At 69.5% G+C, this 25,150-nt stretch carries 22 protein-coding genes; 9 read left to right on the plus strand and 13 right to left on the minus strand.

Annotated features, from left to right (window positions below; translation table 11 throughout):
• Window positions 1-24 precede the first annotated feature (24 nt).
• Entirely contained in the window at window positions 25-1,200 is a 1,176-nt protein-coding gene (locus OHS18_RS25320) for an acyltransferase family protein (protein ID WP_328612635.1), read from the plus strand.
• 82 nt (window positions 1,201-1,282) lie between these two features.
• Here the strand turns inward: OHS18_RS25320 and OHS18_RS25325 are convergent, their stop codons facing one another.
• Window positions 1,283-1,678, minus strand: coding sequence for a nitroreductase family deazaflavin-dependent oxidoreductase (locus tag OHS18_RS25325; protein WP_328448530.1), 396 nt, complete (start codon window positions 1,676-1,678; stop codon window positions 1,283-1,285).
• Window positions 1,679-1,823: 145 nt separating this feature from the next.
• Here OHS18_RS25325 and OHS18_RS25330 point away from each other — a divergent pair, with 145 nt between their 5' ends.
• Window positions 1,824-2,288: a MarR family winged helix-turn-helix transcriptional regulator gene (locus OHS18_RS25330; protein WP_328448528.1), complete on the plus strand. Its 465-nt coding sequence runs from the start codon at window positions 1,824-1,826 to the stop codon at window positions 2,286-2,288.
• 22 nt (window positions 2,289-2,310) lie between these two features.
• Here the strand turns inward: OHS18_RS25330 and OHS18_RS25335 are convergent, their stop codons facing one another.
• Genes OHS18_RS25335 through OHS18_RS25345 form a run of 3 tightly spaced genes read right to left on the minus strand, consistent with a single transcriptional unit; the run spans window position 2,311 to window position 4,215 of the window.
• Window positions 2,311-2,670 carry a PLDc N-terminal domain-containing protein gene (locus OHS18_RS25335; protein WP_328448526.1) on the minus strand — a complete coding sequence of 120 codons (360 nt, stop codon included), beginning with the start codon at window positions 2,668-2,670 and terminating at the stop codon, window positions 2,311-2,313.
• 37 nt (window positions 2,671-2,707) lie between these two features.
• Complete coding sequence (locus OHS18_RS25340; protein WP_328612636.1) at window positions 2,708-3,478, minus strand: hypothetical protein; 771 nt, start codon at window positions 3,476-3,478, stop codon at window positions 2,708-2,710.
• 59 nt (window positions 3,479-3,537) lie between these two features.
• Window positions 3,538-4,215, minus strand: coding sequence for a GNAT family N-acetyltransferase (locus OHS18_RS25345; RefSeq protein WP_328612637.1), 678 nt, complete (start codon window positions 4,213-4,215; stop codon window positions 3,538-3,540).
• 51 nt (window positions 4,216-4,266) lie between these two features.
• Here OHS18_RS25345 and OHS18_RS25350 point away from each other — a divergent pair, with 51 nt between their 5' ends.
• Window positions 4,267-5,121, plus strand: coding sequence for a PaaX family transcriptional regulator (locus OHS18_RS25350; protein WP_328448521.1), 855 nt, complete (start codon window positions 4,267-4,269; stop codon window positions 5,119-5,121).
• 48 nt (window positions 5,122-5,169) lie between these two features.
• Here the strand turns inward: OHS18_RS25350 and OHS18_RS25355 are convergent, their stop codons facing one another.
• A complete protein-coding gene (locus tag OHS18_RS25355) occupies window positions 5,170-5,562 on the minus strand; it encodes a RidA family protein (protein ID WP_328448520.1) in 393 nt (130 codons plus the stop codon).
• A gap of 66 nt (window positions 5,563-5,628) precedes the next feature.
• Between OHS18_RS25355 and OHS18_RS25360 the strand changes: the two genes are divergently transcribed.
• A complete protein-coding gene (locus tag OHS18_RS25360) occupies window positions 5,629-7,971 on the plus strand; it encodes a bifunctional salicylyl-CoA 5-hydroxylase/oxidoreductase (protein WP_328612638.1) in 2,343 nt (780 codons plus the stop codon).
• The gene (locus OHS18_RS25365; RefSeq protein WP_328612639.1) at window positions 7,968-9,122 is read left to right on the plus strand and encodes an acyl-CoA dehydrogenase family protein; all 1,155 of its coding nucleotides are present in this window, start codon (window positions 7,968-7,970) and stop codon (window positions 9,120-9,122) included. Before OHS18_RS25360 ends, OHS18_RS25365 begins: the two co-directional genes overlap by 4 nt.
• Here the strand turns inward: OHS18_RS25365 and OHS18_RS25370 are convergent.
• The 8 genes from OHS18_RS25370 to OHS18_RS25405 all read right to left on the minus strand — a co-directional run bounded on the left by OHS18_RS25370 (window position 9,079) and on the right by OHS18_RS25405 (window position 18,550).
• The gene (locus tag OHS18_RS25370) at window positions 9,079-9,708 is read right to left on the minus strand and encodes a DUF2306 domain-containing protein (RefSeq protein ID WP_328618576.1); all 630 of its coding nucleotides are present in this window, start codon (window positions 9,706-9,708) and stop codon (window positions 9,079-9,081) included. The two genes, OHS18_RS25365 and OHS18_RS25370, sit on opposite strands and share 44 nt — an antisense overlap.
• A gap of 230 nt (window positions 9,709-9,938) precedes the next feature.
• Window positions 9,939-11,342, minus strand: coding sequence for a GH1 family beta-glucosidase (locus OHS18_RS25375; protein WP_328448512.1), 1,404 nt, complete (start codon window positions 11,340-11,342; stop codon window positions 9,939-9,941).
• Between the two features lie 41 nt (window positions 11,343-11,383).
• A complete protein-coding gene (locus tag OHS18_RS25380) occupies window positions 11,384-12,376 on the minus strand; it encodes an ABC transporter ATP-binding protein (RefSeq protein WP_328448510.1) in 993 nt (330 codons plus the stop codon).
• Complete coding sequence (locus tag OHS18_RS25385) at window positions 12,373-13,368, minus strand: ABC transporter permease (RefSeq protein ID WP_328612640.1); 996 nt, start codon at window positions 13,366-13,368, stop codon at window positions 12,373-12,375. Before OHS18_RS25385 ends, OHS18_RS25380 begins: the two co-directional genes overlap by 4 nt.
• A 1-nt stretch (window position 13,369) precedes the next feature.
• A complete protein-coding gene (locus OHS18_RS25390; RefSeq protein ID WP_328448506.1) occupies window positions 13,370-14,350 on the minus strand; it encodes an ABC transporter permease in 981 nt (326 codons plus the stop codon).
• Window positions 14,347-15,471: an ABC transporter ATP-binding protein gene (locus tag OHS18_RS25395; RefSeq protein ID WP_442874348.1), complete on the minus strand. Its 1,125-nt coding sequence runs from the start codon at window positions 15,469-15,471 to the stop codon at window positions 14,347-14,349. The genes OHS18_RS25390 and OHS18_RS25395 overlap by 4 nt, the downstream gene beginning before the upstream one ends.
• 18 nt (window positions 15,472-15,489) lie before the next feature.
• Window positions 15,490-17,046: an ABC transporter substrate-binding protein gene (locus OHS18_RS25400; protein WP_328448504.1), complete on the minus strand. Its 1,557-nt coding sequence runs from the start codon at window positions 17,044-17,046 to the stop codon at window positions 15,490-15,492.
• A 316-nt stretch (window positions 17,047-17,362) separates the two neighbouring features.
• Window positions 17,363-18,550, minus strand: coding sequence for an ROK family transcriptional regulator (locus tag OHS18_RS25405; protein ID WP_328612641.1), 1,188 nt, complete (start codon window positions 18,548-18,550; stop codon window positions 17,363-17,365).
• A 131-nt stretch (window positions 18,551-18,681) separates the two neighbouring features.
• Between OHS18_RS25405 and OHS18_RS25410 the strand changes: the two genes are divergently transcribed.
• From OHS18_RS25410 to OHS18_RS25425, 4 genes are all read left to right on the plus strand, one after another.
• Window positions 18,682-19,917 carry an ROK family transcriptional regulator gene (locus OHS18_RS25410; RefSeq protein ID WP_328612642.1) on the plus strand — a complete coding sequence of 412 codons (1,236 nt, stop codon included), beginning with the start codon at window positions 18,682-18,684 and terminating at the stop codon, window positions 19,915-19,917.
• Between the two features lie 904 nt (window positions 19,918-20,821).
• Window positions 20,822-22,051, plus strand: a complete 1,230-nt coding sequence (locus OHS18_RS25415; RefSeq protein ID WP_328448499.1) for a family 16 glycosylhydrolase — start codon at window positions 20,822-20,824, stop codon at window positions 22,049-22,051.
• Window positions 22,052-22,188: 137 nt separating this feature from the next.
• Window positions 22,189-23,199, plus strand: a complete 1,011-nt coding sequence (locus tag OHS18_RS25420; RefSeq protein WP_328612643.1) for an RICIN domain-containing protein — start codon at window positions 22,189-22,191, stop codon at window positions 23,197-23,199.
• Window positions 23,196-25,058: a ricin-type beta-trefoil lectin domain protein gene (locus tag OHS18_RS25425; RefSeq protein WP_328612644.1), complete on the plus strand. Its 1,863-nt coding sequence runs from the start codon at window positions 23,196-23,198 to the stop codon at window positions 25,056-25,058. The genes OHS18_RS25420 and OHS18_RS25425 overlap by 4 nt, the downstream gene beginning before the upstream one ends.
• Window positions 25,059-25,150 lie beyond the last annotated feature (92 nt).

Below are 25,150 nucleotides of genomic sequence, written 5' to 3' on the forward strand. Positions count from 1 at the left end.
CGATGGGGGAACGTCTTGCGCACGATGAGCCATGAGGACTACCTCGGCAGCCGGCGCTTCCCCGGGCTCGACGGCCTGCGCGCGCTGGCCGCGACGATGGTCATCTTCTTCCACTTCGGCGGCCCGAACTGGGGCTGGCTGTCGGGCTGGGTCGGCGTCTACATCTTCTTCGTGCTGTCCGGCTTCCTGATCACGACGCTGCTGCTGCGCGAGCAGGACCGCACCGGCCGGATCTCGCTGTCGAACTTCTACATCCGGCGGGTCTTCCGGATCCTGCCGCCGTACCTGGTGATCCTCGGCGGCATCGTCGCGTTCGTGCTCCTGCGCGCCGAGTTCCTCAGCCGCGATTTCCCGCACGCGCTGAAGTACTACCTGACGTTCCTCAACGAGTTCTTCCCCGGTTCGGGCGGCAACGGCGCCGACAACTTCTTCAGCGGCTCGTGGACGCTGGGCATCGAGGAGAAGTTCTACCTGGTCTGGCCGTTCCTGCTGGTCGCGATCGGGATCGGCGCGGCCAAGCGCAAGTTCCTGCTGGTCGGCGCGGCGATGGGCGCGCTGCTGGCGCTGGTGCCGCTGACCACCGGCGGCTGGGTGCTGGGCACGTCGAAGACCGCGATCTACACCTCGACCATCCACTACTTCATCCTGGCCAGCGGCTGCCTGCTGGCGATCCTGCTGCACTACCGCCGCGGGTACACGCTGCTGAAGCCGCTGACGCACCCGCTGGCCGCGATCCCGATCGTCGCCGCGTTCGGGCTGCTGCACACGAACCTCGACACCCTGTGGAACGAGTCGGGGCAGAACCTGCTGCTGCTCGTGGGGTACACGGTGCTGACGATGCTGCTGCTGATCGTCCTGGTCAGCCCGGGCCCGCTGCGCTGGCTGCTCGGCACGGCCCCGATGCGCTTCGTCGGCGAGCGGTCGTACTCGCTCTACCTGCTGCAGGGTCCGGTGCACTTCGTCGTCGTCCAGGCGGTGCCGGGGCTCGTGGTGAACCGCACGGTCACGGCGGTGACGGTGTTCCTGGTCGGCCTGGCGATCGCCGACCTGATCCACCGCTGGGTCGAGAAGCCCATGATCGACGTCGGCAAGCGGATCATCACCCGCAAGGAAGCCCGGCGCGAGGAGCGGGAGGCTGCCGGACAGCCGCCCGCCGAGCCCCGCGTCGAACCCGCCCCCGCGACGACGTCGGTTTCCTGACCCCGCGGCCCGGCCGGTCTGCCGCGGCTTGTCGTGAGTGTTCAGGGCGGTTCTAACCGCCCTGAACACTCACGACCGGTGGTCAGCGCTCCAGGACCACGATCGGGATGATCCGGTCGGTCTTCTTCTCGTAGTCGGCGAAGCCCTCGGCGTGCGCGACCATGCCCGCGTACAGGCGGTCACGCTCGGCGCGGTCGGCGATCACCGTGGCCGTCGCCTCGAACTTCTCGGTGCCGACCTCGACCGTGACCTTGGGGTTCGCGACCAGGTTGTGGAACCACGCCGGGTTCTTCGGCGCGCCGCCCATGGACGCGGCGATCACCAGGCGGTCGCCGTCGCGGGTGTAGACCAGCGGCGAGAGGCGCTCTTCGCCGCTCTTCGCGCCGATCGTCGTGAGCAGCAGCACGTTCTTGCCCTCGAACATGCCGCCGACGACACCCGCGTTCGCGCGGAACTCCTCGGTGACCCCCTTGTTCATCTCGCGAACCTCGGTCAACCCGGGAACCTCGGACGTCATCTCAACCCCTGTTTCTTGCCGGTACGCTCGATCGGTACCCCGAGGTAGGCTCGGGAGCGATCGAAGCGTTTGTTTTGCAAACAAAGCTACCGACGGGAGGAGTGCGGTGTCAACGGAAGCCGGGCCGAGTGTCGAGGACGGCGTGCGGCAGCTCCTGCTGCTCATGCCCCGCCTCGTCGGCCGGGCGAAGCGCACTCCGGTCCCCGACGAGCTCAACGGCTGCACGCTGGCGCCGCGGCACCTCTCGCTGCTGTCGTACCTGCTGTTCGACGGCCCGATGACGGTGACCGAGCTGGCCACCCGCCTCCAGGTGGCGCCGACGACGGCGAGCCTGATGGTCGGCGACCTCAGCCGCCAGGGCGTGCTGAACCGCGACGAAGACCCCGCCGACCGCCGCCGCACGATCGTCAGCATCCAGCCGGGCAAACGCCCGGCCGTCGACGCCTGGCTGGCCCGCGGCGCGAGGGCGTGGAGCGACGCGCTGGCGCCGTTGACGCCGGCCGAGCGGCAGCTGGTGATCTCGACGCTGGAGGCCTACGAACGCGGCTCCTGCGAAGGCCCTGCCTGCTAGCTCCCCGATGGGGCGTTCGGGCTCAGGCCTCGGTGCCCTTCTCACGGGCCAGCTTCCGCTGCGCTTCGGCGCGCTCACGGCACTTGCGGAGGAACTCTTCGTCGTCGTCCGGGCTCCCCGCCGCGAACCGGCCCGGCCGGTCGTACTCCGGGAACGCCGGCGCGTTGCGCTCGTAGCGGCCACCGGCACGCGCGACCTGCTGCGGCCGGCCCGCGACCAGCCAGACGATCGAACCGACCAGCGGCACCAGCAGCACAAGCAGCAGCCACAGCATCTTCGGCAGGTTGCGGCACGACGACTCGTCCGTCGTGATCACGTCGACCAAGCAGAAGATCCACAATCCGAGCGTGACGAAGCCGAGCAGCCCATCCATGTACAGCAATTTCCGGCCTTCCCCCAGACAAATGAACGCGGTAGTTCTAGCAGAGGCCGCCGGCAGAACTCCCGCGGGTCACCCGCAGCACCGAAGGCATCCGGAGATTCGGCGACGACACCCACGCCGTTTCCGCTTCTGTCAGGCGAAAACCGCGCAGCGCCTGGAGAACCCCGGTGGCGAGCGCGATCGCGTGCGCCGAACCCGGGCATTCGCGCGGCCCGGCGCCGAACGGCGTCCCGGTCAATTCGACCGTGACGTCTTCGCCGTCGACGCGGCGACGCGTCCGCAACACCGGCGGGTCGGCCAGGAGCTCGCCCGGTTTTCCGGCCAGTGACGCGGAAAGCGCGTTCCCGATCAGGCCGGCGGTGGCGTCGCAGGCCTGGACGAGCACGCCGATCCGCGCGGCCGCGAGTTCGGTGACTCCGCCGCACGCCCCGATCAGCCGTCCCATCGCCGCTTCCGCCGCCTCCGACGGCGTGACGTGCGGGTGGTACGCGGCCGCGACCAACGCCACCTCCGCCGAGACGTCGGGCAGCCCCAGCGCTTCCGCGAGCACCCCGACCGGCACCGGCCGGGCGAGCACGGCCATCACATCGACGTCTTCGACTTCCGAGAGGATCCGCTGAGTCCACGCGAAAGCCTTGTCCTGCACAGCGTTCTCGTCGATCTCGGCGAGCAACGACACGGCGAGGGCACGCCGCCGGACGTGGTCGGCGCCGTTGCTGAAGCGGGCGACGGTCGCGCGCAGCCAGGCGACTCCGCCGGGCGGGACGTCGGCGGGAACGGGTGGTACCGGGGCGGTCAGCTGGGTCATGCGCCGACCGTAGGTGCGGGAAACGTCGGCGCCCGCCGAAGTTTCGGAGCAAGACGGGTTCAGAGCACCGACGTCGCCCGGAACCACGTCGCCTGCGGGCCGGCGCAGCGCGTCACCCGCGGGACGGCGTGCTCGAACCACCACGCCTCGGTGACGCGGCCGTCGGGCAGCCGGTAGGTCGGGGGCCCGGCGACGCGGGCGAGCCCGGCGGCCTGCAGGGACCGCGCGCTCGCGACGTTGCCGACCTCGGCGCCGGCCCGCACCCGCGGCAGGCCGAGGTGGTCGTGCGCCAGCACCAGCCCCGTGGCGAAGAGGACCCGGCCGATCCCGCGGCCGCGGTAGTCCGGCGCGAGGTAGCCGCCGGTCTCCGGGCCGCCGTCCTCGCCGGTGTGCACGCTGACCAGCCCGACGCACCGGCCGGCCTCGAGGTCGATCATCACCAGGTCGATCGACTGCGGATCGGGCGACACCCAGTCCGGCCCGGTGCCGGGCACGACGCGCAGCGCGTCCGCCCGGGCGCCCCGGGCGACGATGGAGTCGCGCTGCCAGCCGAGCCAGCGCTGCGCGGCCGGATCACTGCCGCAGGCGACGGCGGCGGCGTACTCCCACGCGGTGGGCGTCCGGAACAGGAAGCGCCCGGTGCGCACCACGTGGCCCTGCCGGTCGCAGGTCCGCTTGGACATCAGGCGGCCGCGCCGGGTGAGCCGGTCGAAGATCCCCTTGGTGGCTGGCAGCATCGCGGCGAAATCGTAGCGGAGTGGTCCGCGGCCGGTTGTTATTGTGGCCGGATGACGGCCGTACCCGAGGCGACCGAACTGGACGGCTCCGGCCGTGCGGCCCAGCCTCGCCAGCTCATCGTGACGGTGTACGGCCTCTATTCGCGCACCGAAGGCGGCTGGCTTTCGGTCGCGTCGCTGATCGATCTGCTGGCCGCCGTCGGGGTCGACGAGCCCGCCGTGCGCTCGTCGATCTCCCGGTTGAAGCGACGCGGGATCCTCGAGGCCGTACGCCGCAACGCCACCGCGGGTTACGAACTGTCCGACGACGCGCGCGGGATCCTGCGCGAAGGTGACGAGCGGATCTTCCGCCGCGAGCGCGCGACCCCGGCCGACGGCTGGCTGCTCGCGGTGTTCTCGGTGCCGGAGACCGAGCGGCACAAGCGCCACCTGCTGCGCACCCAGCTCGCCCGGATGGGCTTCGGCACCGCCGCCTCGGGCGTCTGGATCGCGCCGGCGCACCTGCACGACGTCACGGCCGAAGCCCTGACCCGCCTCGGTCTCGCGGGGTACGCCGACCTGTTCCGGGCCGATCACCTGGCCTTCGGCGACGTCGCCGCGAAGGTCCGTGACTGGTGGGACCTCGACCGGCTCGACGAGCTGTACACGACGTTCCTCGACGAGCACGGCCCGGCGTTGCGCCGCTGGCAGCGGCGCAAGACCGTCGCCGACGAAGAGGCCTTCGGCGACTACGTCCGGGTGCTCACCGGCTGGCGGCGGATGCCCTACCTCGACCCCGGCCTGCCCGCGGAGTTCCTGCCGCGCGACTGGTCGGGCATCCGCGCGGCCGAGCTGTTCTTCGAGCTGCACGCCCGGCTGGAGGACCCGGCCCGCGCGTACGTCTCGAAGGCGATCAACCTCGGCTGAGTCCGCTGCCGCACCTTGTCGTGAGTGTTTAGGGCGGTTCTAACCGCCCTAAACACTCACGACCGCGAAGCCTTGGACTTCGACCAGGGCTTCTTCGTCCCAGAGCCGGTCGACGCCGATGCCGGCCATCGCCGGGTACTCGGTGCCCGCGAGCCGCCGCCACACCGCGCCGATCTCGCGCGCGTGCGCCCGGTAGTCGGCCATGTCGACGATGTAGATCGTCACGCTGCAGAGGTCCGCGGGTTCACCGCCGGCCGCGCGCAGCGACGTCAGCAGGTTGCCGAGCGCGCGTTCGAACTGCCCGACGACGCCGTCGCCCACGATCTTGTTCGACGCGTCCAGCGCGGTCTGCCCGGCGAGGAAGACGACCCGGCCCTCGGCGACCACCGCGTGCGAAAACCCGGAGGGCTTGCCCAGCTCCGGCGGGTTGATGCGTTCCATGCGGACACGGTAGCCCATCTTTCGCCTTATTGACGGTCGTACGCGTGACGACATACCCTGGACGGCGTGCGTATCGCGGTGATCGGCGGCGGCCCGGCGGGCCTGTACTTCGCCGCGCTGACCAAACAGCTCGGCCCGGGTCACGACATCACCGTCTGGGAGCGCAACGCGCCCGACGACACCTTCGGCTTCGGCGTGGTGTTCTCGGACGAGACGCTCGGCGGGATCGAACACGCCGACGCGGCCGTGCACGAGGCCATGCGCGCCGAGTTCGCCCGCTGGGACGACATCGACGTCCACTACCGCGACACGGTCACCACCTCGGGCGGCCACGGCTTCGCCGCGATGAGCCGCAAGCGCCTGCTCGGCATCCTGCAGAACCGGTGCGCGGAACTCGGCGTCGAACTGCGCTTCCGCGAAGAGGCCCCGGCGGATCTGTCCGGCTACGACCTGGTCATCGCCGCGGACGGCGTCAACTCCGCGGTCCGCGCGAAACACGCCGAGCACTTCCGGCCGAGCGTCGAGACGCGCCGGTGCCGCTACATCTGGCTCGGCACGGACCTGGTGTTCGACGCCTTCAAGTTCTACGTCCTGGAGACGCCGGCCGGGATCATGCAGATCCACGGCTACCCGTACGGCCGTGAGGGCAGCACGTTCATCCTCGAGGTGCAGGAGGACGTCTGGCAGCGGACGTTCGGCTCCATCGCGGCGACCTCGCTCAAGCCGGGCGAGAGTGACGAGAAGTCGATTTCGCTGATCCGCGAGCTGTGCGCCGACGTCCTGCAGGGCCACGGCGTCATGGCGAACAACTCGAAGTGGGTCACGTTCGGCACGGTGCGCTGCGAGACCTGGTTGCACGGCAACGTCGTCCTCCTCGGCGACGCCGCGCACACCGCGCACTTCTCGATCGGCTCCGGCACGAAGTTGGCGATGGAGGACGCCCTCGCGCTCGCCGCGTGCCTGCACGAAAACACGGGCGTCGCGGAGGCGCTCAAGGCGTACGAGCTGGAACGGCGCCCGGTCGTGACGTCGACCCAGCGCGCCGCGCAGGCCAGCCTGGAGTGGTTCGAGAACATCGCGCAGTACGCCCACCAGGACCCGCCGCAGTTCGCGTTCAACATCCTCACGCGCAGCCGCCGCGTCACCTACGACAACCTCCGCCTGCGTGATCCGGAGTTCGCCGGCGAACTGGACCACTGGTTCGCGCAGTCGCTCGGCACGACGTCCCGGCCGCCGATGTTCCAGCCGTTCAAGCTCGGCGAGCTGGAGCTGCCCAACCGGATCATCGTGTCGCCGATGGACATGTACTCCGCTGTGGACGGTGTCCCGGGTGACTTCCACCTGGTGCACCTGGGCAGCAAAGCCCTCGGCGGCGCCGGCCTGGTGATGACGGAGATGGTGTGCGTCTCGCCCGAAGGCCGGATCACCCCCGGCTGCGGCGGTCTCTACACGGCCGAGCAGGAAGCAGGGTGGAAGCGGGTCGTCGACTTCGTGCACGCCCAGTCGCCCGCTCGGATCGGCGTCCAATTAGGACACTCCGGCCGCAAGGGTTCGACAAAACTCATGTGGGACGGCATCGACGAGCCGCTGCCGTCGGACAACTGGGAAGTCTGCGCACCCTCGGCTCTGCCGTACTCCGAGCGGAACCAGGTCCCCCGTGAACTGTCCACAACAGACATGGTCGCGATCCGGGACGAGTTCGTCGCGTGCGCACTCGCTGCCGCTCGCGCCGGGTTCGACGTCCTCGAACTGCACTGCGCGCACGGCTACCTGCTCTCGTCGTTCCTCTCGCCGTTGACGAACCAGCGGACCGACGGCTACGGCGGCCCACTGGAGAATCGGCTGCGGTTCCCGCTCGAAGTCTTCGACGCGGTCCGTGCGGTGTGGCCCGCCGAGCGGCCGATGACCGTCCGGATCTCGGCGACCGACTGGGCGGACGGCGGCATCGACGCCGACGACGCCGTGGAGATCGCGCGCGCCTTCGCTTCCCACGGGGCGAACGGCATCGACGTCTCGACCGGCCAGGTGGTGTGCGACGAGAAGCCGCAGTACGGCCGGAGTTACCAGACGCCGTACGCCGACCGGATCCGCAACGAGATCGGGCAGGAGTACGGCATCGCGGTGATCGCCGTCGGCGCGATCTCGTCGTACGACGACGTGAACTCGCTGATCCTGGCCGGCCGCGCGGACCTGTGCGCATTGGGCCGGACCCACCTCTACGATCCACAGTGGACGTTGCACGCGGCGGCCGAGCAGGGCTACCCGATCGCCTGGCCGAAGCAGTTCGCCGCGGGCAACCGCAAACCGCAGACCGGCCGTTCGGATGGCCCGGAGCCGCGGCTCGACCTCGTCCGGTCGGGCCCGGCCGGTACCGCCCATGCCCGCTGGCGACCTGGAGTTCCGGAATGACCTTCACTCTCGACGCGGACCAGCTCGCCTTCGCCACGGACGTCCGGCGCTTGGCCGAGGAGCAGCTGCGCCCGCTCGCCGAGTCCGGTGTGGAGGGTGCGGTCAACCGCCCGCTGCTCAAGGCGATGGGCGCGTTAGGCCTGCTCGCGCGGCTGTTCCCCGGCGTCGCCGACGGGAAGCCGTCACGCCAGGCCGCCGCGACGGACCTGTGCATCCTTCGGGAGAACCTCGCCACCGTCAGCACCGAGGCCGAGACGGCGTTGGCGTTGCAGGGCCTGGGAAGTTACCCGATCCTGCAGTCCGGACAGGACGATCAGGTCGCGAAGTGGCTGCCCGCGGTGGCGGCCGGGGACGCCGTGGCGGCGTTCGCGCTCACCGAACCGGACGCCGGTTCGGACGCGGCCGCTCTCTCGCTGAAAGCCGAGCCGGACGGCGACGGCTGGCGCCTCACCGGCGAGAAGATGTGGATCTCCAACGCGCCCGAGGCCGACTTCTACACGGTCTTCGCCCGCACCACCGAAGGCGCCGGCTCCCGCGGCGTCAGCGCGTTCGTCGTCCCCGGCGACCGCCCGGGCCTGGGCGGCGAGCACCTGGACCTGGTCAGCCCGCACGCGATCGGCACGGTCACGTTCGACGGCGTCGAGGTCCGGCGTGAAGAGCTCCTCGGCGAAGAGAACCGCGGCTTCGCCGTCGCGATGCGGACCCTGGACCTGTTCCGCCCGAGCGTCGGCGCGTTCGCCGTCGGGATGGCGCAAGCCGCGTTGGACGCCACTGTGGACTACACCGGGCAGCGCGAAGCCTTTGGCGGCCCGCTGATCAAGCAGCAGGCGGTGGCGCACGCGCTGGCGGAGATGGCGACGCGCACGGAAGCCGCGCGCCTGCTGGTCTACGCGGCGGCGGGTGCGTACGACGCGGGCGAGCAGAACCTCGGCGGCCGCGCGGCGATGGCGAAGCTGTTCGCCACCGAGGCCGCCCAGTTCGTCGTCGACTCGGCGGTGCAGCTGCACGGCGCCCGGGCCCTGCGGCGCGGGCACCTGCTGGAGCACCTCTACCGCGAGGTCCGCGCGCCGCGCATCTACGAAGGAGCGTCGGAGATCCAGCGGACGATCATCGCGCGGTGGCTGGCTTCCGCTCGAGCCACCACTGACTGAAGACGAGCGCGATCGCGATGCCGCCCCACGATGAGATCGCCGCGACGCTCTGGGAGTAGGCCAGCTCGCTGCCGCCGAACGTGGTCGGGATCTGCGGCTCCAGCACGACCATCGCGATCGGCGTGATCAGCCGGTTGACGATGATCGAGAACGTCATCGCCACACTGCGGATCATCCACTTGCGGTGGTCGCCGAAGCGCCGCTCGCGCACCGCGCGCCAGCCGGCGAAGGTGCAGCCGAGCCAGAGCAGCGCCGCGACAATGTCACTGACCCGGGTCGTCGGGCCGAACGGGCTCTGCGAACCGATGGTCAGCGCCATGACCCCGGCCGGCAGCACCCCGGCGAAGACGTACGCGCGGCCGGCGTAACGGTGGAAAACGGGGTACGTCCGGCGCAGCCACGGCCAGATCTGCAGCACGGCCCCCACCATGGCGACGGATCCGAAGATCACGTGGGCGACGAGGAACCAGTAGTGCGCGGGAAAGCCTTCCGGCTGCGGCACCCTCGACCGCGCCGGATCGAAGGCGAGGTACGGCGGCAGCGAGAAGGCCAGGAAAGCGAGCACCAGCAAGGCGAGCGGCCCGATCCACGGCCGTCGCCACCACGGCGGCCGCTGCGGTGGCGCGGGTCTGATTTCCGTCCGGACGCTCATGGTTCCCCCAGGGGTCGGCTACCCGTACGAAGCTAGGGAAACCCCCGGGGCCGAACCATGGGGCCCACCACCTGACCCTGGTGGGGCCCGCCTTACCGCCGAAAAGCCGTGAAGGCCTCCTTACCGGCCGTAAGAGCCGGTAAGGAGGCCTTCACGGACGTAGCTCAGCTGCCGCGGACCCGGCGCACCGTGTCGCGGTAGAAGAGGCCGCTCTGCTTGATCGTCCTCTCCTGCGTTTCGTAGTCCACCCTGATCAGGCCGAACCGCTTCGCGTAGCCGTACGCCCATTCGAAGTTGTCCAACAGGGACCAGGCGAAGTAGCCCCGGACGTCCGCGCCCGCGTTGCGGGCCGCCGCCACCGCGGCGATGTGCGAGGCCAGGTACGCCGTGCGCTGCTCGTCGCGGACGAAGCCGCTCGAGTCCGGGTCGTCGTCGAAAGCCGAGCCGTTCTCCGTGATGTACATCGGGAGGTTCGGGTAGTCGCGGCCCAGCCGGGTCAGCAGCTCGGTGAACTTGTCCGGCAGGATCTCCCAGCCCATCGCCGTCGTCGGCTCGCCGAACGGGACCGCGCGGGACGTCGGGACGCCGTCGGAGTCGACCGCGCTGCCCTGCTCGTCGACGCCGGAGAACTGCTGGCCGAAGTAGTAGTTCACGCCCAGGAAGTCCAGCGGTGTCGAGATGATCTCGAGGTCACCGTCCTGCACCGGCAGCTTGACACCGCGCGCGGCCAGGTCTTCCACCACGTCGTCCGGGTACTCGCCGCGCACCAGCGGGTCCAGGTAGATCCGGACGCCGAGGCCGTCGGCCTGACGCGCCGCGCGGACGTCTTCCGGGGAGTCCGTCGCCGGGTCGGCGGTGCACATGTTGAGAGTGATGCCGAACTCCGTGTCCGGCGGCGCGGCCTCGCGCATCCGCTGTGTCGCCAGGCCGTGGCCCAGCAGCAGGTGGTGCACCGCGTGCAGCCCGGCCGCGTAGTCCCGGCGGCCCGGCGCCATCACGCCGTGCACGTACCCATGCATCGCCGAACACCACGGCTCGTTCAACGTCGTCCAGTGCCGCACACGGTCCTTGAGCCGATCGAACACCAGCATCGAGTAGTCCGCGAAGCGGTACGCCGTGTCGCGCGCCGGCCAGCCGCCCGCGTCCTCGAGCTCCTGCGGCAGGTCCCAGTGGTAGAGCGTCAGCCACGGCGTGATGCCCTTGCCGAGCGTCTCGTCGACCAGCCGGTCGTAGAACCCGATGCCCGCCTCGTTGACCGGGCCGCGGCCGCGCGGCTGGATCCGGGGCCACGCCACGGAAAACCGGTAGGTGTCCGCGCCCAGCTCGTCCACCAGGCCGATGTCCGCCGGCATCCGGTGGTAGTGGTCGCAGGCGATGTCACCGTTGTCATTGTTGTCGATCGCCCACGGGACCTGGCAGAAAGTGTCCCAGATGGACGGTGTACGCCCGTCTTCGGAGACCGCACCTTCGATCTGGTACGCGGCGGTGGCCACGCCCCAGCGGAAGTCCGGCGGCAGGCTGTCGATCAACGCCTGCTGCTGCGCGGTCGCGGCTGTGGTCTCGGTCAAGGCGGCTCTCCTCCAGTGGTACCGGACAGGACGGGCGACGTTCAGGGGGTAGCGACGGGGTGCAGGAAACACGCCACTTCGCGCGACGCGTCGCCGCCGGGCAGGCCCAGCACGGGGATCTTCGAGTCGCACGGCTCGAAGGCCTTGGGACACCGCGGGTGGAACGCGCAGCCGGCCGGCATCCCCCGCGTGTCCGGCGGGGAACCCGGGATCCCGCTGAGCTCGCGTCGCGGACCCCGCAGCGCGGGGAACGAGTTCAGCAGGCCGAAGCTGTACGGGTGCAGCGCGTCCCGGTAGAGCGCCGACGCCGGGGCCTGTTCGACGATCCGGCCGCCGTACATGATCGCGATCCGGTCGGAGAACTCGACCAGCAGCGAAAGGTCGTGCGTGATGAACAGGACCGAGAAGCCCAGCCGTTCGCGCAGTTCCACGAGCTGACCGAGGATCTGGCGCTGCATCACGACGTCTAGCGCGGTGGTCGGCTCGTCCATGATGACCACGCGCGGTTCGAGCGCCAGTGCCATCGCGATCATCACGCGCTGGCGCATGCCGCCCGAGAGCTGGTGCGGGTACGCGTCGAGCCGGTCGGCCGAAATGCCGACCAGTTTCAGCAGGTCCTTCGCGCGGGCCGCGCGCCCGGCACGGGTCGTGTCCGGCTCGTGCGCCTTGATGACGTCGACGAGCTGGGTGCTGACCTTGTGCACCGGGTTCAGCGAGTTCATCGCGCCCTGGAACACGATCGACGTCTCGGCCCAGCGGAAGTCCCGCAGCTGCTTGTGGTTCAGCTTCAGGACGTCGTACGGCTCGGCGTTCTCGGGGTGGTAGATCACCTCGCCGCCGCGGATCACGCCCGGCGGCGCGAGCAGCCGGGTCAGCCCGTAGGCCAAAGTGGACTTCCCGCTGCCGCTTTCCCCGGCCAGGCCGAGGACTTCGCCGCGGTTGAGCGTCAGGTGGACGTCCCGCACCGCGCGCACGGCTTCGTCGCCGACGCCGTAGTCGACGTCGAGACCCTTGATCTCCAGGACCGGTGTCATGATGCCTGTTCCTCCCGCCCGAGCACGGGCGTGAAGCCCACTCGCATGCGCTGCGTGCGCCCGTGGATGTCCCGCACCTTCGCCTTGCCGCTGCCGCGCAGCCGCGGGCTGACGAACTCGTCGATGCCGAAGTTCAGCAGCGACAGCGCGGTGCCGAGGACGGCGATCGCCAGCCCGGCCGGCACGAACCACCACCAGGCGCCCTGCGCCAGCGCCTGCTGGCTCTGCGCCCAGAACAGGATCGTGCCCCAGTTCCAGTTCGAGAAGCTCGAGACGCCGACGAACGCCAGCGTGATCTCCGACATCACCGCGAAGATCACCGTGCCGACAAAACTCGACGCGATCACCGCGGTCAGGTTCGGCAGGATCTCGAAGAAGATGATCCGCCACGTCGACTCGCCGGTGGCCCGCGCCGCTTCGACGTACTCCCGGCCTCTCAACGAAAGGGTCTGCGCGCGCAGGACCCGCGCGCCCCACGCCCACGACGTGAACCCGATGACCACCGCGACCAGGTAGTCACCGCCGCTCGGCAGCGCGCTGCCGATGATGATGATCAGCGGCAGCGCCGGGATCACCAGGAACACATTGGACAGTGCGGAGAGTCCTTCACCGGGCGTCCCGCCGAGGTAGCCGGACGTCACGCCGACGATGACCGCGAGGATCGTCGCCACCACGCCGGCGGTGAGGCCGACGAGCATGACGCTGCGGGTGCCGGCCAGGACCTGGCTGAAGATGTCCTGGCCGAGGTGCGTGGTGCCGAACCAGTGCCGCCCGGACGGCCCTTCGAGCAGGTCGTTGCTGCGGGCCGACGGGTCGAACGGCGCGATCCACTCGCCGATCACCGCGATGATCAGGAAGAACACGATGACGCTGAGCCCGGTGATCGTCTTGCCGCCGGTGAGGAACCGGAACTTGCGCCGCTTGGCACGCCCGGCGATGGCGTCGATCGGGAGGGCCTGGGCGGCCTTGACGTCCGCTGCTGGTACCGCCATGTCAGCCCGCCTTCCGGGTCCGCGGGTCGAGCGCGAGGTAGGCGACGTCCGCGAGGAGGTTCGCCACCAGCACCGACAGCGTGATGATCAGGAAGATGCCCTGCATCAGCGGGTAGTCCTGCGAGCCGACCGCCTGGAACAGCTCGAAGCCGACACCCGGGTAGGAGAAGACGATCTCCACGAGCAGCGTGCCGCCGACGATGAAGCCCAGCGCCAGCGCGAAGCCGGAGACGCTCGGCAGCAGCGCGTTGCGCGCCGCGTAACCGACCGCGACCCGGCGTTCGGGCAGGCCCTTGGCGTGCGCGACGGTGACGTAGTCCTCCGACGCGACGGTCACCATCATGTTGCGCATACCCAGGATCCAGCTGCCCATCGAGCTGATCAGGATGGTGATCGCGGGCAGCAGGCTGTGCTGGATCGCGCTGCCGATGAAGTCGGGGTCCCAGCCCGGGATCAGGCCCGGGTCGTACCCGCCGGACGACGGGAAGAAGCTCCCCGGCCCGGCCAGCAGCGTCAGGGCGATCAGGCCGAGCCAGAAGTACGGCACCGACGAGAGGAACGTCGTCACCGGGAGCAGGCCGTCGACCCACGAACCGCGCTTCCAGCCGGCGACGACACCGAGCGCGGTGCCGATCAGGAAGCCGATGATCGTCGTGATGCCGACCAGGATGATCGTCCACGGCAGACTGTCGCCGAGCACCTCGGTGACCGGGGTCGGGAAGAACGTGAACGACAGCCCGAGATCGCCGCGGAAGAGCTGGGCCCAGTAGTGGAAGTACTGGGTGACCATGCTCTCGTTCTTGTCCAGTCCGAAGAGGACATACAGGGACTGGATCGCGTCCGCGCTGAGCGTGCCCTGGTTCTTCGTGATCAGCGACTGTACCGGGTCACCGGGGATCAGCCGCGGGATGAAGAAGTTGATGGTGACGGCGGCCCACGCCGTGAAGAGGTAGAAGGCCAGCCGTTGCAGCAGGTACCTCATCGGGCGGCCCCGTCGTACAGCCAGCACGCGGCCCAGTGGCCGGGTGCGTCGTCGACCTCGAACCGCGGCGGCAGGTCGGTTTTGCACCGCTCCATCGCGACCGGGCAGCGCGGGTGGAACCGGCAGCCGGACGGCGGGTCGATCAGGCTCGGCGGTTCGCCGGCGCCGCGCTCGGCCGGCACTTCACCGGGGTCCAGTTCGGCGCTGCCGCCGACCAGCCGGTCCGGGTCGGGCGCGGAGTCGATGAGCAGGCGCGTGTACGGGTGCGCCGGGTTCTGCGTGATCGTCTCGCTGTCGCCGCCTTCGACCATCCGGCCGGCGTACATCACCATCGTCTCGTCGGCGAAGTAGCGCGCTGACGCGATGTCGTGGGTGATGTAGAGGATCGCGAGGTGCAGGCGTTCCTTGAGGTCCCGCAACAGGTTCAGCACACCGAGCCGGATGGAGACGTCCAACATGGACACCGGCTCGTCGGCCAGCAGGGCCTCGGGGTCCGCGCCGAGCGCCCGCGCGATCGCGACGCGCTGGCGCTGCCCGCCGGACAGCTCGTGCGGGAACTTGTCGATGTAGCGCTCGGGCGGCGTCATCTGGACGCGCAGCAGCAGGTCGTGCAGCGCCTGCTCCAGGTCGTCGCCGGCCCGGCCGTGGATCTTCAGCGCCCGCGTCAGGTGGTACCGCACCGTGTGCACCGGGTTCAGCGACGCGAACGGGTCCTGGAAGATCATCTGGACCTGGCGGCAGTAGGCGCGGAAGGCCTTTCCGCCACGGACGTTCACCGTCTCGCCGTGCAGCTGGATGTCACCGCCGGTGCGCGGGTAGAGCTGCGCGAGCAGCCGCGCGACCGTCGACTTGCCCGAGCCGGACTCGCCGACCAGCGCGGTGACGCGGCCCCGTCGCAACGTCAGGGAGACGTCGTCGACGGCCTGGACCGCGCGGCGCGGGCCGGTCAGCCCGGCCCGGCCCTTCCGGCGCACCGGGAAGTGCTTGGTCAGCCCCGTCGCCTCGAGGACGACGTCGCCGAGGACCTCTTCCGTACCCCCCTCCGACCCGGCGGCGGCCGGATCGGAGGGGGCCGGGACGGCCGCGGAGTCACCGCGGCCGTCCCCGTGACCGGTCTTCACAACTGAGTCCGCCATGGATCAGGCCGCGGGCTTCAGGTGCAGGATGATGTCCAGCGCGTTGCGCAGGGTGGGCTGCGCGGGGGCGTACGGGTTCGCCTCCTCGGGCCAGCCCGTCCAGTTCTTCGTGCTGTACTCGCCACCGGAGTTCGCGGCCGAGGTCGGGATCATCGGCTGCTGGTCGATCATGATCTTCTGCAGCGTCGCCATGGCGGCGGTGCGGGAGGCGTCGTCCTCGGCGTTGGCGTAGGTCTCGAGCGCCCTGGTCGCCTCGTCGTTCTTGAAGCGGCCGTAGTTGCCGTTGATGTTGCCCTGGCCGGTCGGCTTGTAGCGGTTGCCGTCCATGACGTCGCGGTACATGTCGTACGGCGTCGCACCGTCGTTGGTCCAGTGCATCAGGCCCTCGAAGTCACCGGTGTCGACCGACTTCGTCCACGCGTCCTGGTTCATCTTGTCGACCGTCGCGGTGATGCCGATCTGCGACAGGTTGTCCTTGATGATCTCCAGGTCGGTGATGTAGTCCGACCAGCCCGACGGGACCGTGAGCTTGAGGGTGACCGGCTTGCCGGAGGGGTCCTGCAGCTTGTCGCCGTTGAACGTGAAGCCGGCGCCGGTGAGCTGCGCCTTGGCCGCCGCGACGTCGACCTTGACGGTCTGGCCCTGGTACTGCGGCGCGATGAACGGGTCGCCCGCCGGCGTCGGAATGCCGGTGACCTGGTCGTTCTTCGGGTAGAAGTAGCCGGCCTCGCCCTGGTTGAAGATGTCGTCGCGGTTGATCACCTTGCTGATCGCCTGACGCAGCGGCGCGCTGTTCCAGGGGGCCTTCTCGGTGTTGAACCACAGACCGTGGACGGCCAGCTGCGCGGGGAACCAGAGCTTGTAGTGCTCGGGGTCCTTGTTCGTGTAGACGGCCTTGTAGTTCGGGATGAAGACGAAGCTCCACTCGGCCGCACCGCTGGCCAGCGCCGAGACCTGCGCGTTGTTGTCGGTGTAGGAGGTGTAGCGGATCTCCTTGACCTTCGGCGCTTCCTGCCAGTAGCCGTCACGCTGGCTGACGATCACCGTCTGCGGGGTGAACGACTTGAGCGTGTACGGGCCGGTGCCGACCGGGTTCTTGATCGTGTCGAGCGCCGGGTCCTTGATGCCCTGCCAGATGTGCTTCGGCACCACGATCGTCTGCAGGATCTTCACCTGGTTGACGAACTGGGAGCTGTCGAAGCCCAGCGTGACCTGGTTGCCGGCCGGGGTGATGTCCTTGTACGGGACGGCGTCGATGTTCAGCGCCTTGTTGTCCTTCAGCAGGCCGAACGTGTAGGCCACGTCCTCGGCGGTCATCGGCTGGCCGTCGGAGAACTTCACGTTGTCCCGAATGGTCAGGACCAGCTTCTTGTAGTTGTCCGACCAGTCCCACTTGGCGGCCAGCCACGGCTTGCCGGGCTCCTGCGGCTTGACGCGGTTGAGCATCACCAGGGGTTCGTAGATCGTCCACCGGTACCCGAGGTTGGCCGCGGCCGACGTCTCGAGGAACGGGTTGTTGTTCTCCGACTGCGGGCCGTTCGGCATGCCCACGTTGAGCACGGCGTTGGGGTTGCCCTGACCTGCGCTCGAGCTACCTCCCCCGCACGCGGTCAAGCCCCCCAGGGCCATTAGTGCCACTAGCGCTGCGACGATGGAGCGCTTGACTCGCATCGGTTCCTCCTGGTCATCGACGACTACTCCGTGTCGACTGGTAGCGAGCCCCGACCGCCGGCGACCGAACGACGCCACGAGTCAACCCGGGTGACTCGGGTCACGTCAATAACACGGCGGTAACGTTTTGTGCCTAAGTTTAAGTACTGAAAGAACCTGCGGGCTTGGGCCGACCGGCGGTTTACCCCTTGCGACACAAGGGATTTCAGCCGGTCCGGCCGCCCGCGGCGAGCAGCTGCGCGACCGGCAGGGTGGCCGCGCCGAGCGCGACGGCCTCCGGCCCGAGCCGGCCGAGGACGACTTCGGTGCGCCCGGCGAGGTAGTCGAGCGCGTGCCGGCCGACCGCGTCACGCACGGCGGGCAGGATCGCCGGACCCATGATCGCCCCCGCGGAACCGGAAAGCACGACCCGGTCGGGACTGAGCAGGTTGATCAGGTTCGCGATGCCGATCCCGAGGTACTCGCCGGCCTCGGCCAGCACCTCCGCGGCCGGCCCGGCGACCTGCGCTTCCGCCACGATGTGGGCCAGTTCGGCGTCACTTTCGTCCCCGATGACGGGATCTTTCCCCACCCGATCGGCGTAGTGCCGGACGACCGCCTCGGTGCCGACGTAGGCCTCCAGGCAGCCGTGCGACCCGCACCGGCAGGCCGCGCCGCCCGCCTTGACGACGGTGTGCCCCCACTCGCTGGTCGTGATGCCCGGGTGGGACGGCCCGGCCGTCGCGACCGCGGCCCCGACCCCCACGCCGAGCAGGGCGACGATGGCCCGGTCCGCGCCCCGGCCGGCCCCCAGCCAGCTCTCGGCCTGGCCCAGTGTGCGGGCGCGGTTGTCCAAGTGAAGGGGCGCGACGACGTGCGGGCGGATCAGGTCGGCGAAGGCCACACCGCGCCAGCCGAGGGTCGGCGCGTGGACGATCCCGCCGTCGCGGACCGCCCCGGGCACGCCGATGCCGACGCCGAAGACCGCGTTCGCGTCGGCGTTCTCGAGGACCTCGGCGATGCCGGTGTGCACCAGCGCGGCCACCTCACCCGGGTCGAGCCGGGTGCCGACGAGGGGGTGGCGCACGGTGCCGAGCGTCCCGAGCGCGCAGTCGAACAGGCCGACCTCGACGTGCGTCTCGCCGACGTCGACGCCCACGACGTGGCCGAAATCGGGGCGCACGGCCAGCAGCGTCCGCGGGCGTCCGCCGTCCGATTCGACCGATCCGGCTTCGGCGACGACGCCGTCCGCGATCAGTTCGGCTACGACGTTCGTAACGGTGGCGGCCGAAAGTCCCGATTCAGCTACCAGTTCCAGTCTGCTGACTGGGCCGTGGAGGTAGAGGGTGGAGAGCAGTGCCGCGCGGTTGTGCCGCCGGAGGTCCCGCGTCGTCTGGCGCACTACCTGGGTCACGGTGGGGATTGTGCCAGATACCTGCGGTGCGACCATCAGTTCGGGACTTAGTTCACCAGTTAATACATGGCCACAACTTAGGGTGATCAGGCATCCTGTCAGTAGCCGGTAAGAGTTCAGATGGGTTGCCCATGGCGAGCAAGCGCACCACCGTCCGCGATCTGCGGCGACACAACCGTTCCCTGCTGCTGTCGAAACTCTACTTCGACGGCCCGCTGTCGCGGCACGAGCTGAGCCAGCTGACCGGACTGAGTGCCGCCACGGTCAGCAACGTGACCGCCGAACTGGGCGAGGAACGGCTCATCACCGAAGCGGGCCAGGTGGAATCGGACGGCGGCCGGCCGCGCGTGCTGCTGCGCGTCGACCCGGCGTACGGCCACGTCGTCGGCGTCGACATCGGCGAGACCGGCGTCAAGATCGAACTGTTCGACCTGGCGATGAACCGCTTCGCGACGGTCGACCACCCGCTCCCGGCGGCGCCCGACCCGGCGACGGCGGTCGAGCAGGTGACGTCGGGGCTGCGGGAGGTGTTCGCCAGCGCCGGCGTCGAGGAATCGGCGGTGCTCGGTGTCGGCATCGGCGTGCCGGGCACGGTCGAGCAGGGCGAGCAGGTCCTGGTGCACGCGCCGACGGTCGGCTGGGACGCCGTCCCGCTGACGTCGCTGCTGCGTGACGCGGGGGTGACCCTGCCGCTGTTCGTCGACAACGGCGCGAAGACCCAGGGCCAGGCGGAGATGTGGTTCGGCGCGGGCCGCGGCGCGAAGCACGCGGTGATAGCGCTGATCGGCTCGGGCGTCGGCGCGGCGGTGGTAGCGGACGGCTCGACGTACCGCGGCTCGACGAGCAGCGCGGGCGAGTGGGGCCACACGACGATCGCGTACGGCGGCGCGCAATGCCGCTGCGGCTCCCACGGCTGCCTGGAGGCCTACATCGGGGCGGAGGGCGTGCTGACGCGGTATCGCAGGGCGCGCGGCAAGGACGTCCCGGGCGCGGACGAGCAGGCCCAGTTCTCGGCGTTGCTGGAGGCGGCCCCGAAGTCCAAAACGGCGGCTCGCGTCCTGGACGACACGGCCGGTTACCTGGGCGCGGGCATCGCGAACCTGATCAACTTGTTCAACCCGGAACGCATCGTGATCGGCGGCTGGGCGGGCCTGGCCCTGGGCGAGCAGCTCCTGCCCAGGATCCGCGAGGCCGCGGGCGAGCACGCGCTGCGGCACCCGTTCAGCCAGACGTCGATCCAGCTGGGGTCGCTGGGCCTGGACGCGGTGGCCACGGGAGCGGCGACGTTACCGGTGGCGGACCTGCTGGAGCAGGGAGCGACGTCCCGGATCGCAAAGCCGGCAGCCCCCAACTCCGACGCGGCCTGACCCGGGCTCCCGCTCCCGCTCTCACCCTCACCATCACCGGAACGGCCGACGCACCGCCCGCAGCGGCCAACACGCTCACCGAGCGGCCAACACGCAGGGCACACCCGACACCCCGGCGCGCCGACCGCGCCGGGCACCGTGTTGGCCACTCCGGGCGCCGTATTGACCACTCCCGCCGGCGTATTGGCCGCGCCGGACGCCGTATTGGCCACTCCCGCCAGCGTGTTGGCCACTCCGGGCGCCGCGTTGGCCACTCCCGCCAGCGTGTTGCCACTCCCGTCGGCGTGTTGGCCACTCCCGCCGGCGTGTCGGCCGCGCCGGGCACACCCGACACCCCCGGTACGCCGGCCGCGCCGGGCACCATGTTGGCCACTCCCGCCGGCGTGTCGGCCCTTCGCGGCAGCGTGTCGGCAGCTTGTCGGCAGTGTGTCGAGCCCTCGCGGCCCCAGAGCGGGGCCCGCCCTCCCCGGGGTCCATCCCCGCTCCAGCGTATCGACCCCACCCGACAAACCCCCGGCAAAGCCCGCCCCGGCAGCCCGCTTGTCCACAACGTGGCCAGCCTGTGCACAACCGGCGTGCCCCGCTGAGCGGGAACCCGGCTCCCGCAGGTCAGCAGCACCTCGAGCCAGCCGCACCCGTCAGCCACCCACCCTTAATTCGGGTTGAAAAAAAATGACGGTCCGACTGTTGCCCGACTTGTCTGGACCATGCATACTTTGTTGCCAGGCACAACAAAGCCCTGTAGAACCCTTCGTCGCCCGCGACCCACCCGCCCCGGACCGCGGACGGCACCGCGATGCCCGGTCACGCCTGCCGCCGCCCCGGCATGCACGGCCACCCTCCCCTCCCCGCGTTCCGTGCTGCGCGCGGAACGCCGGTCCCCACGGTGAGAGAGGCGACAAAGATGTCCACCTCGAAATTCCGCAAGTTGCGCAGAGCAGCGGCCGTACTGGCCGTCGGCTCACTGCTCGTCCTCGGGCAGCAAGCACTGACCGCACCCGCCGCCGAAGCCGCGGCCACCTTCACCGACGACTTCAACGGCCCCGCCGGGTCCGCCGTCGACGGCTCCAAGTGGCAGCTCGAAACCGGCGACAACGTCAACAACCACGAGCGCCAGTACTACACCTCCGGCACGAACAACGCCCAGCTCGACGGCCAGGGCCACCTCGTGATCACAGCCAAGAAGGAAAACCCCGGCAACTACAACTGCTGGTACGGCCGCTGCGAGTACACCTCCGCGCGGATGAACACTTCCGGCAAGTTCAGCCAGGCCTACGGCCACTTCGAGACGCGCATGAAGCTCCCGCGCGGGCAGGGCATGTGGCCGGCGTTCTGGATGCTCGGCGGCGGCAACTGGCCGACCGACGGCGAGATCGACGTCATGGAGAACGTCGGCTTCGAGCCGAACACCGTCCACGGCACCATCCACGGCCCCGGCTACTCCGGCTCCGGCGGCATCGGCGCCGCCTACAACGGCCCCAACTTCTCCGACGACTTCCACACCTACGCCGTCGACTGGTCGCCCAACCAGATCAAGTGGTACGTCGACGGGAACCTCTACCAGACGCGCACGCCGTCCGACCTGAACGGCAACCGCTGGGTCTACGACCACAACTTCTTCATCATCCTCAACCTCGCCGTCGGCGGGTACTGGCCGGGCGACCCCAACAGCAGCACGACGTTCCCGCAGCAGCTGGTCGTCGATTACGTCCACGTCACCAACGACACCGGCGGCACCACCCCGCCGTCCGGGCGCACCGGGCGGATCACCGGTATCGGCGGCAAGTGCGTCGACGTCGCGGGCGCCAGCACGGCCAACCTGACGCCGATCCAGATCACCGACTGCAACAACAACGCCGCGCAGAACTGGACCATCGGCACCGACGGCACGATCCGCGCGCTCGGCAAGTGCATGGACGTCAACGCCGCCGGCACCGCCGACGGGACAGCGGTGCAGCTCTACGACTGCAACGGCACCGCCGCCCAGAAATGGGCGATCAGCGGGGCCAAGGACATCGTGAACCCCAACGCGAACAAGTGCCTCGACGCCACCGGCAATTCGAGTGCGAACGGCACCCGCCTGCAGATCTGGACCTGCGGCGGCGGCGCGAACCAGAAGTGGACCACGCCCTGATCTGCTCCCCCTCGTGAGTGTTTAGGGCGGTTCTAACCGCCCTAAACACTCACGACCCCTTACCCCACAGGAGAATCCAAGTGCGGCGATTCCTCGTCGCGCTAATGGGGTGTGCCCTGTTAGCGCTTTCTTTCCTGATGTCCACCTCCGCGCAAGCGGCGGTCGAGGCCGGCCCGTCCGCGAGCCAGCTGCTCGCGAAAACGACGTCCTGCCAGCAGATTTCGAACGGCAAGTACTCCTTCGACGAAGGCGGCGCGGCCACCGTGCCCGTCTGCCAGGCCAACGGCGCGGTGTTCTTCAAGGCCGACATGGACATCGACTGCGACGGCGTCCGTACCACGCAGTGCAACGAGCAGACCGACTGCTGCTTCTACCCGGACACGGCGTTCCACACGTCGACCGACCAGCCGTTGAACGCGGCGCAGCTGCCCTACATCGTGCTGCCGCAGCCGACGTCCACATGGGACTACCGCAACTACGGCATCGACGGCGGTTCGGTCGTGGCGGTGATCTACAACAACCAGGTCACCTACGCCGTGGTCGGCGACACCGGGCCGACCGGCATCATCGGTGAGGCCTCCTACGCCACCGCCGTCAACCTCGGCATCAACCCCGACCCGTCCAACGGCGGCACCGAAGGTCCCGTGACGTACATCGTGTTCCCGAACACACACGTCAACCCGATCGAGAACCACAACAACGCCACCAGTCTCGGCGAGCAGGTCGCGACGCAGTTCGCCGGTGGCACCACCACCCCGCCGCCCGCCGGCAGCGGGCAGATCACCGGCCTCGGCGGCAAGTGCGTCGACGTCAACGCGGCGAGCAACGCCAACGGCACCGCGGTCCAGCTCTACGACTGCAACGGTACGACCGCGCAACAGTGGACGGTCGGCACTGACGGCACGGTCCGCGCGCTCGGCAAGTGCCTCGACGTCACCAGCGCGGGTACGGCCAACGGCACCACCGTCCAGTTGTGGGACTGCAACGGTTCGAACGCCCAGAAGTGGACGGCGAACGGCTCGCAGAACCTCGTCAACGCGGGCTCCGGCAAGTGTCTCGACGCGACCGGCAACAGCTCCGCCAACGGCACCCGGCTCCAGATCTGGACCTGCGGGTCCGGCGCGAACCAGAAGTGGACGCTCCCATGAGAAAACGCTCTCTCGCCGCATTGTTGGGTGTGACGGCCCTCGCCGCCGCCACCTTCGCCGTGCCCGCGCAGGCCGCGGGCGAGACCGTGAACGTCTGGCTCACCACGACCGACGACGCCAAGGGCGTCAACGTCACCCGCGGCCTGCAGCAGCAGACGCCGATCAGTTTCACCGCGGGCACCGGCACCGGCGGCCAGACCATCAACGTCAACGAAAACACGACGTACCAGCAGTTCGAGGGCGCCGGCGCGTCGTTCACCGACTCCGCCGCATGGCTGCTCAACTCGAGCAACCTGCTCAGCGCCAGCACGCGCAACTCGGTGATGCAGAAGCTGTTCGACCCCAACGCGGGCATCGGCATCAGCTTCCTGCGCAACCCGATCGGCGCGTCGGACATCGCGCGCTACAGCTACACGTTCGACGACGTGCCCGCCGGGCAGACCGACCCGAACCTGACGAAGTTCTCCATCGCGCACGACCAGACCGACGTCCTGCCTCTGACCAAGCAGGCGCTGCAGCTCAACCCGCAGATCAAGGTCATGGCGTCGCCCTGGAGCGCGCCGCCGTGGATGAAGGACAACGACAGTTACCTCCTCGGCTGGGTCGAGTCGCAGTTCTACCCGGCCTACGCGCAGTACTTCGTCAAGTACGCCCAGGCCTACCAGGCCGCCGGCGTGCCGATCAACTACCTGTCGGTGCAGAACGAGCCGACGTGCTGCGCGAGTTACCCGTCGACCAACTGGAACGGCGCGGGCCTGGCGTACTTCACCAAGAACAACCTGCTGCCGGCGCTGCAGAACGCCAGTCTGTCCACAAAGGTCCTCGCCCTCGACTGGAACTGGGACCAGTACCAGTCCTTCGCGGCGCCCACCATGGACGATGCCGCTGTGCGGTCGCACCCGAACTTCGGCGGCATGGCGTGGCACGGGTACGGCGGCAACGTCTCGCAGCAGACGACCGTGCACAACCAGTACCCGAGCGTGAACGCGTACTCGACCGAGCACTCGGGCGGCACCTGGGTGTCGAACCAGCAGGCCGAGGACATGACGAACATCGTCGACTACACGCGCAACTGGAGCCGCACGGTCACCAAGTGGAGCCTGGCGATGGACCAGGCGCACAATCCGCACAACGGCGGCTGCGACACCTGCACCGGCCTCGTGACCGTCCACAACGGAGACGGCCGCAACGGCCAGGTCGACTACACCGTCGAGTACTACACGATGGGTCACCTGACGAAGTTCGTGAAGCCCGGCGCGGTCCGGATCGACTCGAACGACAACTCGACCGTCCGCAACGTCGCCTGGAAGAACCCGGACGGTTCGAAGGCGCTGATCGCGTACAACACCAGCACCGGCACCCAGAGCGTCCGGGTGAACTGGGGCAACTCGTCGTTCACCTACAGTCTGCCCGGCCACACGTCGGCGACGTTCACCTGGGCCGGCAACCAGGGCACCGGCGGCGGTGGCGGCGGCAAGACCGGCGCGATCACCGGCCTCGGCGGCAAGTGCCTGGACGTCGCGAGCGGCAGCAGCGCGAACGGCGCGGCGGTCCAGCTCTACGACTGCAACGGCTCAGGCGCCCAGCAGTGGACGGTCGGCACCGACGGCACGATCCGCGCGCTGGGCAAGTGCCTCGACGTGACCGGACAGTCCACAGCGGACGGTGCGCAGCTGCAGCTGTGGGACTGCGGCGGGACGGCCAACCAGAGATGGGCGGCGACGGCGGCCAAGGACATCGTCGGGTCGGCGTCGAACAAGTGCCTCGACGCCACCGGTAGTTCCAGCGCCAACGGCACCCGGCTGCAGATCTGGACCTGCACCGGCGCCGCCAACCAGAAGTGGAACGTGCCCGCATGAAAAAACTGGCAGTGACAACCGGGACTCCGCCCCGGGCCGGGGGCTCCGCCACCCGGAACCCCCGAAGAGCAGCAGCATTCGGCGCCCTCATA

The sequence above is a fragment of the Amycolatopsis sp. NBC_00355 genome (assembly GCF_036104975.1).
GTDB lineage: Bacteria > Actinomycetota > Actinomycetes > Mycobacteriales > Pseudonocardiaceae > Amycolatopsis.

Excerpts from the sequence above, each read along its gene's own strand:
- OHS18_RS25390 (WP_328448506.1), bottom strand. The coding sequence starts at position 14,350 with ATGAGGTACCTGCTGCAACGGCTGGCCTTCTACCTCTTCACGGCGTGG.
- OHS18_RS25345 (WP_328612637.1), bottom strand. The coding sequence starts at position 4,215 with ATGCTGCCAGCCACCAAGGGGATCTTCGACCGGCTCACCCGGCGCGGC.
- OHS18_RS25355 (WP_328448520.1), bottom strand. The coding sequence starts at position 5,562 with ATGGAACGCATCAACCCGCCGGAGCTGGGCAAGCCCTCCGGGTTTTCG.
- OHS18_RS25420 (WP_328612643.1), top strand. The coding sequence starts at position 22,189 with ATGTCCACCTCCGCGCAAGCGGCGGTCGAGGCCGGCCCGTCCGCGAGC.
- OHS18_RS25340 (WP_328612636.1), bottom strand. The coding sequence starts at position 3,478 with ATGACCCAGCTGACCGCCCCGGTACCACCCGTTCCCGCCGACGTCCCG.
- OHS18_RS25410 (WP_328612642.1), top strand. The coding sequence starts at position 18,682 with ATGGCGAGCAAGCGCACCACCGTCCGCGATCTGCGGCGACACAACCGT.
- OHS18_RS25350 (WP_328448521.1), top strand. The coding sequence starts at position 4,267 with ATGACGGCCGTACCCGAGGCGACCGAACTGGACGGCTCCGGCCGTGCG.
- OHS18_RS25385 (WP_328612640.1), bottom strand. The coding sequence starts at position 13,368 with ATGGCGGTACCAGCAGCGGACGTCAAGGCCGCCCAGGCCCTCCCGATC.
- OHS18_RS25380 (WP_328448510.1), bottom strand. The coding sequence starts at position 12,376 with ATGACACCGGTCCTGGAGATCAAGGGTCTCGACGTCGACTACGGCGTC.
- OHS18_RS25415 (WP_328448499.1), top strand. The coding sequence starts at position 20,822 with ATGTCCACCTCGAAATTCCGCAAGTTGCGCAGAGCAGCGGCCGTACTG.
- OHS18_RS25425 (WP_328612644.1), top strand. The coding sequence starts at position 23,196 with ATGAGAAAACGCTCTCTCGCCGCATTGTTGGGTGTGACGGCCCTCGCC.
- OHS18_RS25365 (WP_328612639.1), top strand. The coding sequence starts at position 7,968 with ATGACCTTCACTCTCGACGCGGACCAGCTCGCCTTCGCCACGGACGTC.
- OHS18_RS25325 (WP_328448530.1), bottom strand. The coding sequence starts at position 1,678 with ATGAACAAGGGGGTCACCGAGGAGTTCCGCGCGAACGCGGGTGTCGTC.
- OHS18_RS25320 (WP_328612635.1), top strand. The coding sequence starts at position 25 with ATGAGCCATGAGGACTACCTCGGCAGCCGGCGCTTCCCCGGGCTCGAC.